Annotated in this window: 13 protein-coding genes; 9 read left to right on the forward strand and 4 right to left on the reverse strand. The window is 58.0% G+C overall.

Going from position 1 to position 15,035, the window contains the following annotated elements:
* Nucleotides 1–279 precede the first annotated feature (279 nt).
* The 6 genes from LAC65_RS05160 to LAC65_RS05185 all read left to right on the forward strand — a co-directional run bounded on the left by LAC65_RS05160 (nucleotide 280) and on the right by LAC65_RS05185 (nucleotide 7,176).
* Nucleotides 280–1,230 (forward strand): isoaspartyl peptidase/L-asparaginase family protein, encoded by a 951-nt coding sequence (locus LAC65_RS05160; protein WP_039383440.1) that lies wholly within the window; start codon nucleotides 280–282, stop codon nucleotides 1,228–1,230.
* 12 nt (nucleotides 1,231–1,242) lie between these two features.
* Nucleotides 1,243–3,078, forward strand: coding sequence for a glutathione ABC transporter ATP-binding protein GsiA (gene gsiA / locus LAC65_RS05165; protein ID WP_039383443.1), 1,836 nt, complete (start codon nucleotides 1,243–1,245; stop codon nucleotides 3,076–3,078).
* Between the two features lie 61 nt (nucleotides 3,079–3,139).
* A complete protein-coding gene (gsiB, locus tag LAC65_RS05170) occupies nucleotides 3,140–4,675 on the forward strand; it encodes a glutathione ABC transporter substrate-binding protein GsiB (RefSeq protein ID WP_039383446.1) in 1,536 nt (511 codons plus the stop codon).
* Between the two features lie 48 nt (nucleotides 4,676–4,723).
* Complete coding sequence (gene gsiC / locus LAC65_RS05175) at nucleotides 4,724–5,644, forward strand: glutathione ABC transporter permease GsiC (RefSeq protein ID WP_039383449.1); 921 nt, start codon at nucleotides 4,724–4,726, stop codon at nucleotides 5,642–5,644.
* Between the two features lie 10 nt (nucleotides 5,645–5,654).
* The gene (gene gsiD, locus LAC65_RS05180; RefSeq protein WP_039383451.1) at nucleotides 5,655–6,560 is read left to right on the forward strand and encodes a glutathione ABC transporter permease GsiD; all 906 of its coding nucleotides are present in this window, start codon (nucleotides 5,655–5,657) and stop codon (nucleotides 6,558–6,560) included.
* Between the two features lie 166 nt (nucleotides 6,561–6,726).
* Nucleotides 6,727–7,176 carry a DUF4385 domain-containing protein gene (locus LAC65_RS05185; protein WP_039383453.1) on the forward strand — a complete coding sequence of 150 codons (450 nt, stop codon included), beginning with the start codon at nucleotides 6,727–6,729 and terminating at the stop codon, nucleotides 7,174–7,176.
* On the opposite strand, the gene rimO is transcribed toward LAC65_RS05185, so the two are convergent.
* Nucleotides 7,173–8,498 (reverse strand): 30S ribosomal protein S12 methylthiotransferase RimO, encoded by a 1,326-nt coding sequence (gene rimO, locus LAC65_RS05190; RefSeq protein WP_039383455.1) that lies wholly within the window; start codon nucleotides 8,496–8,498, stop codon nucleotides 7,173–7,175. The genes LAC65_RS05185 and rimO overlap by 4 nt on opposite strands.
* Before the next feature lie 305 nt (nucleotides 8,499–8,803).
* Between rimO and LAC65_RS05195 the strand changes: the two genes are divergently transcribed.
* Together LAC65_RS05195 and LAC65_RS05200 are read left to right on the forward strand one after the other, a co-directional pair.
* A complete protein-coding gene (locus LAC65_RS05195; protein WP_039383457.1) occupies nucleotides 8,804–9,439 on the forward strand; it encodes a carbonic anhydrase in 636 nt (211 codons plus the stop codon).
* A 105-nt stretch (nucleotides 9,440–9,544) separates the two neighbouring features.
* Nucleotides 9,545–10,678, forward strand: a complete 1,134-nt coding sequence (locus LAC65_RS05200; RefSeq protein WP_039383459.1) for a PQQ-dependent sugar dehydrogenase — start codon at nucleotides 9,545–9,547, stop codon at nucleotides 10,676–10,678.
* Here LAC65_RS05200 and LAC65_RS05205 read toward each other — a convergent pair whose 3' ends face one another.
* Nucleotides 10,679–11,335, reverse strand: coding sequence for an HAD family hydrolase (locus tag LAC65_RS05205; RefSeq protein ID WP_039383460.1), 657 nt, complete (start codon nucleotides 11,333–11,335; stop codon nucleotides 10,679–10,681).
* A gap of 271 nt (nucleotides 11,336–11,606) precedes the next feature.
* On the opposite strand from LAC65_RS05205, the gene LAC65_RS05210 reads away from it, so the two are divergent.
* Nucleotides 11,607–12,809 (forward strand): serine hydrolase, encoded by a 1,203-nt coding sequence (locus LAC65_RS05210; protein ID WP_071669030.1) that lies wholly within the window; start codon nucleotides 11,607–11,609, stop codon nucleotides 12,807–12,809.
* Nucleotides 12,810–13,659: 850 nt separating this feature from the next.
* On the opposite strand, the gene ybjG is transcribed toward LAC65_RS05210, so the two are convergent.
* Nucleotides 13,660–14,265, reverse strand: a complete 606-nt coding sequence (gene ybjG, locus LAC65_RS05215) for an undecaprenyl-diphosphate phosphatase (protein ID WP_071668662.1) — start codon at nucleotides 14,263–14,265, stop codon at nucleotides 13,660–13,662.
* Nucleotides 14,252–15,007 carry a phosphatase PAP2 family protein gene (locus tag LAC65_RS05220; RefSeq protein WP_039383464.1) on the reverse strand — a complete coding sequence of 252 codons (756 nt, stop codon included), beginning with the start codon at nucleotides 15,005–15,007 and terminating at the stop codon, nucleotides 14,252–14,254. The genes ybjG and LAC65_RS05220 overlap by 14 nt, the downstream gene beginning before the upstream one ends.
* Between the last annotated feature and the right edge of the window lie 28 nt (nucleotides 15,008–15,035).

The raw sequence follows: 15,035 nt of genomic DNA on the forward strand, positions 1-15,035 counted from the left end.
TCCCTGGCGGATAAATGTCAGATGTCACCTATTATGGGTTAAGGCGCTGGCGTAAGGCCAGACCCGTTTGGCGCGGCCGCACAGATCGCGCGGTGAGCCGCCAATGGGGTCTGCCGGCAAAGGAAAAAGATATAAAGCCTGAGAAAAGGTTATGAGGGCTGATGCACTTTCTGCTTTACAAGCTGCCGGGTGCTTCCTATAGTCGAAAATTGTCTGAAAATGATGAAAACCATTCTAAATCAGTGTTTTTTCTGCTGATAATCCTGACAGGTGCAGCTAATGACCAGGGCAGTAATCGCTATCCACGGCGGCGCGGGCGCGCTTTCCCGCAGTACCACGAGCGCGGCGCGCGAGCAGCAATACCGGCAGCAGCTGCACGACATTGTCGCAGCGGGGCAGCAGATTCTGGCCGCGGGCGGCAGCGCGCTGGATGCGGTGACAGATGCGGTGCGGCGGCTGGAAGCGTGCCCGCTGTTTAATGCCGGACGGGGCGCGGTGTTCACTCATCAGGGCACACACGAGCTGGACGCCAGCATCATGGATGGCCGCACGCTGCAGGCGGGCGCAGTAGCGGGCGTCAGCCATATTGAACATCCGATCCTCGCCGCGCGTAAAGTGCTGGAGGCGAGTCCCCACGTGCTGCTGATCGGCGCCGGCGCAGAAGCCTTTGCCGTGGCGCAGGGGCTGGAACCCGTTGCCGCTGACTTTTTCTCAACGCCAGAACGCCTGGCGCAGCTGCTGCGCGTGCGCGACAGCAACACCACGCAGCTCGATCACGACGCGGCTGCTACGCCGCTGGATGAGGATCGCAAACTCGGCACCGTGGGTGCGGTGGCGCTGGATCTGCACGGCAATCTTGCCGCGGCGACTTCAACCGGTGGCATGACCAACAAGCAGGCTGGCCGCGTGGGCGACTCGCCGCTGATTGGCGCCGGCTGCTATGCCAGCAACGACAGCGTGGCTGTCTCCTGCACCGGTACCGGCGAAGTCTTTATGCGAACGCTGGCCGCTTATGATGTTGCGGCACAGATGAAATATGCAGGACGCTCGCTGCAGCAGGCGACCGCCAGCGTCATCCACGACACCATTCCGGAGCTGGAAGGCAGCGGCGGGCTGATTGCAGTTGATGCACAGGGTAACCTTGCACTGCCGTTTAACAGCGAAGGCATGTACCGGGGTTTTGCTTACGTTGAGGGTGCCGTTGAGGTGGCCATTTACCGCGACAGCTAAGGAGCAGGCAGAATGGAACAGCAACAGGTGCTGGCGGTACGCGATCTGTGCGTCACTTTTCAGCATGAAGAGAGTAAAACTGAAGCGGTGCGTCATCTTTCGCTCGATCTGCTGCGGGGAGAAACCCTGGCGCTGGTCGGGGAGTCTGGCTCAGGGAAATCAGTGACGTCACTGGCGCTGATGCGCCTGATTCAGCAGGCGGGCAGCGAGATCAGCGGTGAGATAAAGCTGCGTCGCCGAAACGGGGAGATCCTGGACGTCATGCGCGCGTCAGCCGGTCAGATGCGGCAGGTGCGCGGCGCTGACATGGCGATGATCTTTCAGGAGCCGATGACCTCGCTGAATCCGGTATTTACCGTGGGCGAACAGATTGCTGAGTCAGTACGACTACACCAGAAGATGAGCCATCAGCAGGCGCTCGCTGAAGCGCGGCGCATGCTGGATCTGGTACGCATTCCGGATGCGCACGCTATCCTGTCGCGTTATCCGCATCAGCTCTCTGGCGGGATGCGCCAGCGCGTCATGATTGCGATGGCGCTCTCCTGCCGGCCCGCACTGCTGATTGCCGATGAGCCGACGACGGCGCTGGATGTCACTATTCAGGCGCAGATCCTGCAGCTTATCCGCGTGCTGCAAAAAGAGATGCAGATGGGCGTGATTTTTATCACGCACGATATGGGCGTCGTCGCTGAAATGGCCGATCGCGTGCAGGTCATGTATCGCGGCGATGTTATCGAACAGGCGCCGGTGCAGCAGCTGTTTAACGCGCCGGCTCAGCCTTATACCCGCGCGCTGCTGGCGGCCGTGCCCCGGCTGGGCGCGATGAGCGGGCAGCCACTGCCGGCAAAATTTCCTCTGCTGAGCACCACCGGGCAGGAGGCGCCGGCTCTGCCGCAGGATACCGTGCGTCGCGATCGCCCGCCGGTGCTGCAGGTGCGCGATCTGACAACTCGCTTCGACCTGCGTAGCGGTCTCTTTAACCGGGTTACGCGCCGGGTGCACGCGGTAGAGAAGGTGAGCTTTGATCTCTATGCCGGAGAGACGCTGGCGCTGGTTGGCGAGTCGGGATGCGGTAAATCGACCACCGGTCGTTCACTGCTGCGGCTGGTCGCCAGTCAGGGCGGCAGCATCACCTTTAACGGTCAGCGTATCGACGCGCTGCAGGGGAGCGCGCTGGCGGCGCTGCGGCGCGATATTCAGTTTATTTTTCAGGATCCCTACGCCTCGCTCGATCCGCGCCTCACGGTAGGCTTTTCTGTGATGGAGCCGCTGCTGGTCCATCGCGTGATGAGTCGCGCGCAGGCGGAGAAGCGCGTTGCCTGGCTGCTGGAGCGGGTAGGGCTGCAGCCGGAGCATGCGCAGCGCTACCCGCATGAGTTCTCAGGCGGCCAGCGGCAGCGCATCTGTATTGCGCGAGCGCTGGCGCTGAATCCCAAAGTGGTCATTGCGGATGAGTCCGTGTCAGCGCTGGATGTCTCGGTCCAGGCGCAGATTATCAATCTGATGCTGGATCTGCAGCGGGAAACCGGCATCGCTTTTCTGTTCATTTCGCATGATATGGCGGTGGTGGAGCGTATCAGCCACCGTGTAGCGGTGATGTATCTGGGGCAGATCGTTGAGACAGGACCGCGCCAGGCGGTGTTTGAGCAGCCGCGTCATCCTTATACCCGCAAACTGATGGCGGCCGTACCGGTGGCGGACCCGGCACACCGGCATCGCGAACGGGCGTTAATGGTTGATGAGATCCCCAGCGCCGTACGTCCGCTGGGGGATGAGCCGGACGTCGCGCCGCTGCTGGAGGTGGCGCCAGGACACTTTGTGGCACGCCATGCGATCGGTAGCGCCTGACGAATAACATAGCGTCCTGAACCCAGGACGCAGCACAAGGGACTACAGGAGAAGCACCATCATGCACCAGATTATGCGTAACGGGATTATCACCGCTGGCGTGCTGAGCGCTGCGCTGACGCTGCCCGCCTGGGCGGCAAAAGATGCGGTCATTGCCGTGAGCTCAACCTTTACCACGCTGGATCCTTACGACGCCAACGACACCTTGTCGCAGGCGGTTGCCAAATCTTTCTATCAGGGGCTGTTCAGCTTTGATAAAGAGATGAAGCTGGTAAACGTGCTGGCCGAAAGCTCTCAGGCCAGTGATGACGGGCTCACTTACACCATCAAACTGCGTTCCGGCATTAAATTTCAGGATGGTACCGATTTCAACGCTGAGGCGGTTAAGGTGAACCTCGATCGCGCCAGTAATCCTGATAACCATCTCAAACGCTATAACCTGTTCAAATATATTGCGACCACGGAAGTGGTCGATCCGCTCACGGTAAAAATCACGCTGAAGCAGCCTTTTTCAGCGTTTATCAACAACCTGGCGCATCCGGCGGCGGCGATGATTTCGCCCACCGCGTTGAAAAAGTATGGCAAAGAGATTGGCTTCCATCCGGTCGGCACCGGCCCTTATGTGTTTGAAACCTGGAATCAGACCGATTTTGTCAAAGTGAAAAAGTGGGCGGGATACTGGAAGCCGGGCTATCCGAAACTCGATACCATTACCTGGCGTCCCATCGTGGATAACAACACCCGCGCGGCCATGCTGCAGACCGGCGAGGCGACGTTTGCTTTTCCGGTGCCCTTTGAGCAGGCCAAACGCCTTGAAAGTAACGCTAAGCTGAACGTCATTACCACGCCTTCGATCATGCAGCGTTATATCAGCCTGAACGTCACGCAAAAGCCGTTTAATAACCCGAAAGTGCGTGAAGCGCTGGAATATGCCATTAACCGCGAGGCGCTGGCAAAAGTGGCGTTTGCCGGTTATGCCACGCCCGCTACCGGTATCGTGCCGCCCTCTATCGATTTCGCTCAGCGTTATCCGGCTATCAAATACGATCCGGCTAAAGCGCGGGCGCTGCTGAAAGAAGCGGGCTACGGCAACGGCTTTGAGACCACGCTCTGGTCCTCGCATAACCACAGCACGGCGCAGAAAGTGCTGCAGTTTACCCAGCAGCAGCTGGCGCAGGTGGGCGTGAAGGTGAAAGTCACCGCTATGGATGCCGGACAGCGCGCTGCGGAAGTGGAAAGCAAAGGGCAAAAAGAGAGTGGCGTACGCATGTTTTATACCGGCTGGTCCGCCTCGACCGGTGAGGCCGACTGGGCGCTGACGCCGCTGTTCGCCACGACCTCCTGGCCGCCAGCGATCTTCAATACCGCGTTTTACAGTAATCCGCAGGTGGATAAAGATCTGGCTGATGCATTAAAGACCACCGATCGTGAACGCAAAGCGCAGCTCTATAAAGATGCGCAGGATCGCATCTGGAATGACCATCCGTGGATCCCGCTGGTTGTCGAGCAGCTGCTCTCGGCCAGCAACAAAAACCTGACCGGGTTCTACGTCATGCCGGATACCTCGTTTAATTTCGACGAAGCGGATCTGAAGTAACCAGACTGGCCAGCCGCTCCGGCTGGCCGCTGCTGCGCAGGATGTTGCATGCTCAACTACTTTTTAAAACGCTTGCTGGGACTGATCCCCACGCTGCTGATTGTTGCCGTACTGGTGTTTCTGTTTGTACATCTGCTGCCCGGCGATCCGGCCCGTCTGATTGCCGGCCCCGAAGCGGATGCCTCCGTTGTTGCGCTGGTACGCAGCGAACTCGGGCTGGATCAGCCGCTGATCCAGCAGTTCTGGCATTTTATTTTCAATGCGCTGCAGGGAGAGTTTGGCCAGTCGCTGGTCTCAAAACGCCCGGTGGCGGACGAAATTGCGCAGCGCTTCTACCCGACGCTGTGGCTGACGCTGACCAGTATGGCGTGGTCAGTGCTGCTGGGTATGGCGCTGGGTATTGTCTCTGCCGTGTGGCGCAACCGCTGGCCCGATCGCATCGGCATGACGCTGGCGGTTTCCGGCATCTCGTTCCCGGCCTTTGCGCTGGGTATGCTGCTGATGCAGATCTTTTCGGTGGAGCTGGGCTGGCTGCCCACCGTGGGCGCAGATAGCTGGCAGCACTATATTCTGCCTTCTCTCACGCTGGGCGCTGCCGTTGCCGCGATTATGGCGCGCTTTACCCGCGCCTCATTTATTGAGGTTTTGCAGGAAGATTACATGCGCACCGCCCGGGCTAAAGGCGTGCGCGAATCGCTGGTGGTGGTGAAACATGGGCTGCGCAACGCCCTGATCCCGGTGGTCACGATGATGGGCCTGCAGTTTGGTTTTCTGCTGGGAGGATCGATCGTGGTGGAGGTGGTGTTTAACTGGCCTGGCCTCGGTCGCCTGCTGGTGGACTCCGTGGAGATGCGGGATTACCCGGTGATTCAGGCGGAAGTTCTGCTGTTTTCACTGGAATTTATCCTGATCAATCTGATTGTCGATATGCTTTACGCGGCAATCAATCCGGCTATTCGCTACAAATAAGGAGTCGCGATTGAAAAACTGGCGACGCGATGCGGTGGTGAAACAGCTGCCGCACCTGACGGAAAACCGGGTGCGTACCCCGTGGCGTGAGTTCTGGCGCCGTTTTCGCCAGCAGCATGTGGCGCTGCTGGCGGGCAGCTTTGTCCTGCTGCTGATTGTACTGGCCTTTATTGCGCCGTGGATCGCGCCTTTCGATGCGGAAAACTATTTTGACTACGATCGTCTGAATGAAGGGCCGTCGTGGCTGCACCTGTTTGGCGTGGACTCGCTGGGGCGGGACATTTTCAGCCGGGTGCTGGCAGGCACCCGTATTTCACTGATGGCGGGATTCTTCTCTGTCATTATCGGCGCGTTGATCGGTACGCTGCTGGGTCTGCTGGCGGGGTACTATGAGGGCTGGTGGGATCGGCTGATTATGCGCATCTGCGACGTGCTGTTTGCCTTTCCCGGTATTCTGCTGGCGATAGCGGTCGTCGCCATTATGGGCAGCGGGATGAGCAACGTTATTGTGGCGGTGGCGATTTTCAGCATACCTGCGTTCGCCCGGCTGGTGCGCGGTAACACGCTGGTGCTCAAGCAGCAGACCTATATCGAGTCGGCGCGCAGCATTGGCGCGTCAGATCGCACGATTATTTTTCGGCATATTTTGCCCGGCACGATTTCCTCCATCATGGTCTATTTCACCATGCGTATTGGTACCTCAATTATCACCGCCGCCAGCCTCTCTTTTCTGGGGCTCGGCGCACAGCCGCCTACGCCGGAGTGGGGAGCAATGCTGAATGAAGCGCGAGCGGATATGGTGATGGCGCCTCACGTCGCTATTTTCCCCAGCCTGGCGATTTTCCTGACCGTTCTGGCGTTTAACCTGCTGGGTGACGGCCTGCGCGATGCGCTGGATCCAAAACTGAAAAGCTGAGCAGCGAACCGGCCCGGGCTACTAAAAGTGTCTAATATTAAAGGAGCAGCGATAACGCTTTCACAGATTTTCCCCGGGCCGTTGCGCAGGACGTTGCTCCGCCGGTAAGGATGCTGCCGGCGCAAAGCCGTCCCGGTGGCAGCTCAGGGCGCAAAGGAGAAGAGAGATGGAACCGTTTGATTATCAGCAGGATTATAAAAATCTTGATTTGCGACAGCACCCTGAGCTTTATCGCGTGGGGCGGGGCGAGCAGGGCGTACTGATGGTGGAACCTTACAAAAGCGAAATTTTGCCCTGGTGGCGTTTTCGTACCGTAGAGGTAGCGAAAGAGTCCTCGGAAAAAATTATGCAGCTGTTTGAAGCGTATCGCGAGAAAGATGATTTTGTCGGTATGGATATGGCGCGTAAATTTATTCAGATGGGGTATACGCGCGCCCGGCGCTACAGCAATCATCAGGGGGGACGTAAATATGATGCGGATGGCAAAGAGCTGCCGCGCACGGTAGAAAAAGAGAAGGCCGCAGCGGCGGCCATCTTTAAAGTATGCTGGGATAAATTACGCGCCGACGAAGATTATCTGAAGCGTAAAAAAGCGCACCAGCAGAAATATGGTTAGACGCGGCTGCCCCACAGATCGTATTCGTCGGCGTGTTCCACTTTCACCCGCACCACATCACCTGCTTTTACCTGCCGGTCGCCGTTGAGATAGACGGCACCGTCGATTTCCGGTGCGTCTGCCATGCTGCGTCCGACGGCACCTTCTTCATCCACTTCGTCAATGATGACCAGTATTTCGCGGCCCACTTTCTCCTGCAGGCGTTCGCTGGAGATCTGCTGCTGCAGCTGCATAAAGCGGTCAAAGCGCGCCTGTTTTACCTCTTCCGGAACCGGATCCGGCAGCTGATTGGCGGTGGCGCCTTCTACCGGGCTGTACTGGAAGCAGCCTACGCGATCGAGGCGCGCCTCTTTCAGAAAATCGAGCAGCATCTGGAAATCTTCTTCGGTTTCACCCGGGAAGCCCACGATAAACGTAGAGCGCAGCGTCAGCTCCGGACAGATCTCACGCCAGCGTTTGATGCGCTCCAGCGTACGCTCCACGGCGCCCGGACGCTTCATCAACTTCAGGATGCGCGGGCTGGCGTGCTGCAGCGGAATGTCGAGGTAGGGCAAAATTTTGCCTTCTGCCATCAGCGGGATGACATCATCCACGTGCGGATAGGGATAAACATAGTGCAGGCGTACCCAGACGCCGAGTTTTGCCAGCTGTTCACACAGGCTCACCATGCTGGTTTTTACCGGCGCACCGTTCCAGAAACCGGTACGATGTTTCACATCCACGCCGTAAGCAGACGTATCCTGCGAGATCACCAGCAGCTCTTTCACGCCTGACTCAGCCAGACGCTTCGCTTCATCCAGCACGCTGCCAATCGGACGACTGTCGAGATCGCCGCGCATGGACGGAATAATACAGAACGTACAGCGGTGGTTGCAGCCTTCCGAGATTTTCAGATAGGCGTAGTGGCGCGGCGTCAGTTTCACGCCCTGCTCAGGCACCAGGCTCAGAAACGGGTTATGAACAGGTTTAGGTACATAGGTATGCACGTGCTCAAGCACCTGCTCATAGCTGTGCGGACCGGTGATCTCCAGCACTTTCGGATGCACTTCGCGGATCTGATCCACTTTGGCACCCAGACAGCCGGTGACGATCACTTTGCCGTTTTCATTCAGCGCTTCACCAATCGCTTCCAGAGATTCCTGAACCGCGCTGTCAATAAATCCGCAGGTATTAACGATAACGATCTCCGCGTCATCGTAGCGTGGTACCACGTCATAGCCTTCAGTACGCAGTTCCGTCAGGATACGTTCTGAGTCAACGAGGTTTTTAGGACAACCGAGTGAGACGAAGCCCACGCGTGGCGGATTAGTGACATGGCTCATAAGGATAAAAATTCATCATAATTAGTATGGACAGGAGCGCGATTGTACAGAGGTTGCAGCGGAAAATGTATAGCTGAAGCAACAATCTGCCTGCCTGCAGAATGTGAATGCAGCGCTATGCTTAGAGTGCACGGCGCAGCCTGACGCCGGGTATTTCAGCCCGCAGCGGGTTGTGCGGTTGCTGCGATTTTGCTTAAATGACGGGTTGTTGAAGGTAACTTATTCTCAACGCTGAAGAATTTAAACGCGTGCGCTGGCAGGCTATGCGATGACAGCGCAGCAGTGCATAGAGTGAGAGCAGACAAATGCAAGAGATCGTCAAAGGTTTTCTGAATTTTCAACAGAACGTATTTCCTGAAAGGAAGGATCTTTTCAAGAGTCTGGCTTCCAACCAGAATCCTAAAGCGCTGTTTATCTCCTGTTCAGACAGCCGTCTGGTGCCGGAGCTGGTCACGCAGCAGGAGCCGGGACAGCTGTTTGTGATCCGCAACGCCGGCAACATTGTGCCACCGTTTGGCCCGGAGCCAGGCGGCGTCTCTGCCACCATCGAGTATGCAGTACTGGCGCTGGGCGTAACGGAAATCATTATTTGTGGTCACTCCAACTGTGGCGCAATGAACGCGATCGCCTCCAACGCCGATCTGGAAAATATGCCGGCGGTCGATCACTGGCTGCACTATGCTAACGCCGCAAAAGCCGTGGTTGACGAGCGCAACTACGATTCTGTTGAGGTGCGCCTTAATGAGATGGTGAAAGAGAACGTTATAGCGCAGCTGAACAATATCAAAACGCATCCTTCCGTCTCGGTTGCTTTGCGTAAAGGCAAGCTGCGTCTGCACGGCTGGGTTTACGATATCGAAACGGGGAAAATCAACGCCCTGACCAAAGGCGGCGCAGAGTTTATCTGCCTGTCTGACAACCCTGAAACCTGCTTCGAGTAACCCCCTCCAGCCCGGCTTACGCCGGGCTTAATGTTTTGTAAATTTCCCCCGCTGCTGCGTGCGCGCTGTCTACCCTTAACGGTAGAGCGAATACAGGAGCAACCTATGCATATCTGGCGAGCAGCGCTGACTTCCGGCGCACTAAGCTGTTCTTCTCTGGCGCTGGCTGCGGATGTGGCGGTAGAGGTGCTGCAGGACAACCTCTCTCATCCCTGGTCGGTGGCCTTCTTGCCGGATAACCGCACGCTGCTTATCACTGAGCGCACCGGTCAGCTGCGCAGCTGGCAGCCTGAAGGCGGCCTGTCGAAGCCGATTCAGGGCGTGCCGCAGGTCTGGGCTGAGCGGCAGGGCGGGTTACTGGATGTGGTTCCGGCACCTGATTTCGCGCAAAGCCGCCGCGTATGGCTGAGTTACACCACGGCCGATAGCCGCGGGCGTGCCGGCGGCGTCGTGGGTTACGGTCAGCTGAGCGAGGATATGCAGAAGCTTAACGGGTTTCGCGTGGTGCTGGAGCAGACGCCTAAACTCTCCGGTGGTGCCAATATCGGTACCCGGCTCGCCTTTGACCGGCAGGGCTTTCTCTATGTGGCGTTTGGCGACAATTTTGTCAGCAGCAGCGCCCAGCAGCTGGATAAGCTGTCAGGAAAAATTGTTCGCCTGACGCAGGAGGGCGGCGTACCGCAGGATAATCCGTTTGTTCACACCCAGGGCGCCCGTCCGGAGATCTGGAGCTATGGCGTGCGTAATCCTCAGGGACTGGCGCTGAATCCCTGGACGGAGCAGATGTGGGAAAGTGAGCACGGGCCGCGCGGCGGCGATGAGGTAAACCGGCTGGAGAAAGGCCACAACTATGGCTGGCCGCTTGCCACGTACGGCATCGATTACAGCGGGCAGCCGGTGCCGGAAGCGAAGGGCACTCAGGTAGCAGGAACCGACCAGCCGCTGTTCTGGTGGAAAGTGTCACCGGCTCTCAGCGGCATGGCGTTCTACACCAGTACGCGCTTTCCGCAGTGGAAAAACGCGCTGTTTATCGGTGCACTGAAAGATAAAAGCCTGATCCGGCTGCGCGTTGAGGGCGATCGGGTCACGGAGGAGGAGCGGCTGCTGAGCGATCGTAATGAACGTATCCGCGATGTGCGTCAGGGGCCGGATGGCTGGCTTTACGTACTGACCGATGAAGCCAGCGGTAAATTGCTCCGGGTAGGCGTGCAGCCGGAGCAGGCTGAAACAGGTAACTAATCAGCGCGCCCAGCGGCAAATCTGCCAGCCGCGCTGCTCCGCCTCATGCTGCAGGCGCGCATCCGGATTGACTGCCCAGGCGTGGTCAGCCCAGGCCAGCAGCGGCAGGTCATTAAACGAGTCGCTGTAGGCCCAGGTGCGTGTGAAACTGAGCGCCTGCTGACGGGCCTGCCAGTCGCGCAGGCGAACCACTTTACCTTCGCGATAGGTTGCAGTGCCGAGCATAGAGCCGCTGTAGCGGGCATCAACAACTTCAGCATGAATGGCCAGCGCACCGTCCACGCCCAGACGTTCAGCGATAGGAATGGCAAGGTGATCGCCACTGGCGGTCACGATCAGCACCTTATCACCACGCTGCTGATGCCACTGAATGCGCTCCCGTGCGGCAGGAAACACACGCGGCAGGATGTCACGGTGGATAAAGCGTCTTATCCAGCCAGCCACGGTCGGCGTGGCCATGCCAGCCAGCGGTGCCAGCGTGGTGTGCATATACTCTTCAATGGGCAGCTCGCCGGCGTAATAACGCTGCATCAGCCTGCGATCCTCATCAATCACTGTTTCAGGCGCAAATCCCTGTGACACCAGCCAGCGCAACCAGAGGCTGGTGCTGTCATCACATATCAGGGTTTCATCAAGATCGAACACGGCAAGATCCATAACGCTCTCCTCAGGCTGACTGATCCCAGCGTAGCGGAATTTTGTGACAGGCTTAGCTTTTCCGGACAAATTCAGAATTGTGCGCAGTTTTTTACCACCGCTGACGGCTTACACTGGACCGGACAGGATGTTGACCTGGATTAATATAAGAAAACTTAATTAACTTTACGATTCAACGGTTTTTTTCGCCAGCGTGAACCGTTAGCGTTTTACACGAGATCTTCCCCGCCCGCGAAAGCCCCGATTTTACAAGGACAATCTGGTTACGCCCATGAAACTACACCTTTGCGCATCGTTATTACGGCCCCTGGCTGCCTCCTCGCTGTTGTTTATTTTCCCGGCTGTTTCTCAGGCCGTTGACGCTCCGGCTGCCCCGCAAATCGAGGCCAAAGCCTGGGTTCTGATGGACTATAACAGCGGCAAAGTTCTGGCTGAATCGAATGCCGATCAGCGGCTCGATCCTGCCAGTCTGACCAAGATGATGACCAGCTATGTGGTAGGGCAGGCGCTGAAATCAGGAAAGATTCACAACGGTGATATGGTGACGATTGGCCAGGATGCCTGGGCGACCGGTAATCCAAAGCTGCGCGGCTCATCGCTGATGTTCCTCAAGCCCGGCGACCGTATTCCGGTATCAGAATTAAATAAAGGCATTGTTATTCAGTCCGGCAACGATGCCTGTATTGCGCTGGCAGATTATGTTGCCGGCAGCCAGGATGCCTTTATCGGGCTGATGAATAACTACGTTAAAGCCTTCGGTCTGCAAAATACGCATTTTATGACGGTGCACGGTCTGGACGCGGAAGGGCAGTACAGCACCGCCCGCGATATGGCGATTATCGGCCAGCGGCTGATAAGCGATGTGCCGGACGAGTATGCGCTGAACAGCGAGAAAGAGTTCACGTTTAACAATATTAAGCAGCGCAACCGCAACCGGCTGCTCTGGAGCTCCAACCTGAAAGTGGACGGCATTAAAACCGGACATACCTCAGGCGCAGGCAACAATCTGGTGGCGTCTGCCGTTGATGGCGATATGCGTCTGATCTCGGTCGTGCTGGGCGCACAAACCGACGCCATTCGTTTTCGCGAAAGTGAAAAGCTGCTGACCTGGGGATTCCGTTTTTATGAAACGGTAACGCCTATCAAAGCAGATAAGCCGTTTGCCCGCCAGCGCGTCTGGTTTGGTGATAAGGGAGAAGTGGATCTCGGCGTGGCGAAAGATGCGGCGATTACCGTACCTAAAGGTCAGATGAAAAATCTGAAAGCGAGCTTTACCCTGAATACGCCGCAGCTGGAAGCCCCCATCGCTAAAAATCAGGTTGTCGGCACTATCGATTTCCAGCTGGATGGAAAAACCATCGAGCAGCGCCCGCTGGTGGCGATGGAAGCCATACCGGAAGGCGGCTTTGTCGGGCGGATCTGGGATTTTATTATGATGAAATTCCACGGCTGGTTCGGGAAGTGGTTTAGTTAGGACGCGGGGGCTGGTTACGGGCCGGTTCCGTTCGCCCCACGGGGGCTGGTTCCGTTCGCCGTCAGCTGCGGGGGCGCAGATTAAGCGCCGGTTCCGTTCGCCGTCAGTTGCGGCGGCGGCCTGTGCTCCGGCACGGCGCTGCTGCCCCGGGGCCGGTTCCGTTCGCCGTCAGCTGCGGCGGCAGCTTTTGCTCCGGCGCGGCGACCGGGCAGAGGACGCCTGGCCGCGCCCTCTGCACTCCCGGGCCCTGCGCCAGCCCCGTCCGCCGCTGCGCGGTTCCCTCGCTCACGCCCGCTTCCCCGGGACCGGCCGCCATTCGCTCCTGCTCACCGCGCCCTTTCGCCGACGTCCTGTCGGCTCATCCCGGAACCGTGCCCTCCCTCGGCGGACCCGGATGGCGCTTCCCGCCGCTGCTGGTTTTTTCTCTTTTTCTTACGTTTTTTATGGCTGAAGGTTTCGTGAAGAAGCTTCAGACCACACCGCAACACTTTTAAAAAAACAAAATGAAAAATTTACAGGCGGGGAGGAGGGGCGCCATCCGCAGCGCCGGGCGCAGAGTGACGGCCAGGGCGAGCCGGCAGGACGCCGGCGAGAGCGCGGGTTGAGCAGGAGCGAATCCGCGCGGTCCGTTAAGGCCGGAGGGATAAGCCCGGGAATTCGCGAGGACGGCGCGGGGCGCGGATTGCTAAGGGGCGCGCCCACCCGCCCCTTAGCCCGTCCGCGTGCGGTAATGCCGCTGAAACTGCCAGAAGCCTGGCGGGCGGAACCCCTCTGTTGCCGCGCGCTGCTCAGCGCTAATCTCTAAGTGCCCCGCGCTGCTCAGCGCCCAGCCCCGCGCTGCTCAGTGCTCCTAATCCCTGATCCAGCCCTTACGAATCGGCATTGCAAACAGCACGCGATAAACCTGATGCGTCAGTGCCAGCAGGCGATCGCCATAGAGCTGCCATGCCATCTGCGAGGCCAGGCAGCCCAGCATACCGACCAGGAACCCGCCGATCATATCCAGCGGCCAGTGAACGCCCAGATAGACGCGCGACCAGGCGATAGCGCTGCCGATAGCCAGCAGCAGGATGCCGGACCAGAGCCGGTGCCAGAAAATAAAGGCGAGGGCAAAGGTAAAAATAGTTGTGCCGTGATCGCTCGGGTAGGAGTCATCTGCGGCGTGCATCAGAAACTGGTGTCCAAAGCCGATAGCAAAGGGGCGCGGATGGGGCAGCAGCTGGCCGGTACACCAGGAGATCAGCAGCGCATAGATAAGCGCTATACCGGTTTTCAGTACCAGCGCGCGCTGAGACTGCACCTGCTCACGCGGTCCCCACAGCCAGAGAGCCACAATCAGCAGCGGCACAATCGCAATCAGATCTTTGGCGACAAACGTTGCCAGATTCAGCAGCCAGGCCGGTGACGCTGGCGTGGCATTGATCCATAAAAAAAGGGTGTGGTTAATTGCTTCCATCCCGTTTAGCTATCCTCGTTTTGTTAACCCAAAAAGATATACCGGCCACTGTCAGCAGCTGTGCCAGCCAGACCCACCAGCCGGCCCATAAATTGTGCGAAAAAAAGTGCGCACCGCGCATTACCTGACCAAAACCCATCAGTAAACCCAGGGCGACACCTGCCAGCAGCGCCAGCAGGGCGCGGCGTGGATGCTCCGGCCACCAGAGAAAAAACAGCGCCATCACCGCAAAGCCACTCGATGCATGTCCGCCCGGAAAGCAGCCGCCGGGTCCGCTGCCGGCAGGTACGCTGCCCAGCAACGGAAAAGAGAGCGCCTTACCGCCAAACATCGCCAGATCCCAGGGGCAGGAGTGCGCGCTGTGTGCTTTGATGATCCCCACCACCAGCGGGCCAAGACCAAACAGCAGCGCAACCAGCATCTGCCGCGCATTGCGGGTGCGTATACCCTGAAACAGCAGCAGCACGGCCCCGGCAATAATCACATCCTTAGCGATGCGATGATTAATGAGATCCAGCCAGCGGTTGTGCTGCCAGGGAAAGCGCTGCGTAAGCGGATCAAACCAGTACTGGCTGATAGCGATGTCAGGCTGCTCATTACGTGATAAGTAAATAAACAGGGCTGCCAGAATTGCCAGTAAAATGAAGTTGATAGCGTAAAAGCGGAGTGATAAAGAATAAATAGTCCCGCTCCGATTCCGGTAGCAGGTTGTGGAAGTGTTTAACTTTGATGACAGTTGCATGAAGAGTGATCGTTAAAAAAGTCAGGAT

Source organism: Pantoea eucrina (assembly GCF_020079945.1).
Lineage (GTDB): Bacteria > Pseudomonadota > Gammaproteobacteria > Enterobacterales > Enterobacteriaceae > Pantoea > Pantoea eucrina.

Coding starts and splice junctions, on each gene's coding strand:
- LAC65_RS05160 (WP_039383440.1), top strand. CDS start 280: ATGACCAGGGCAGTAATCGCTATCCACGGCGGCGCGGGCGCGCTTTCC.
- gsiA (WP_039383443.1), top strand. CDS start 1,243: ATGGAACAGCAACAGGTGCTGGCGGTACGCGATCTGTGCGTCACTTTT.
- gsiB (WP_039383446.1), top strand. CDS start 3,140: ATGCACCAGATTATGCGTAACGGGATTATCACCGCTGGCGTGCTGAGC.
- gsiC (WP_039383449.1), top strand. CDS start 4,724: ATGCTCAACTACTTTTTAAAACGCTTGCTGGGACTGATCCCCACGCTG.
- LAC65_RS05185 (WP_039383453.1), top strand. CDS start 6,727: ATGGAACCGTTTGATTATCAGCAGGATTATAAAAATCTTGATTTGCGA.
- rimO (WP_039383455.1), bottom strand. CDS start 8,498: ATGAGCCATGTCACTAATCCGCCACGCGTGGGCTTCGTCTCACTCGGT.
- LAC65_RS05195 (WP_039383457.1), top strand. CDS start 8,804: ATGCAAGAGATCGTCAAAGGTTTTCTGAATTTTCAACAGAACGTATTT.
- LAC65_RS05200 (WP_039383459.1), top strand. CDS start 9,545: ATGCATATCTGGCGAGCAGCGCTGACTTCCGGCGCACTAAGCTGTTCT.
- LAC65_RS05205 (WP_039383460.1), bottom strand. CDS start 11,335: ATGGATCTTGCCGTGTTCGATCTTGATGAAACCCTGATATGTGATGAC.
- LAC65_RS05210 (WP_071669030.1), top strand. CDS start 11,607: ATGAAACTACACCTTTGCGCATCGTTATTACGGCCCCTGGCTGCCTCC.
- ybjG (WP_071668662.1), bottom strand. CDS start 14,265: ATGGAAGCAATTAACCACACCCTTTTTTTATGGATCAATGCCACGCCA.
- LAC65_RS05220 (WP_039383464.1), bottom strand. CDS start 15,007: ATGCAACTGTCATCAAAGTTAAACACTTCCACAACCTGCTACCGGAAT.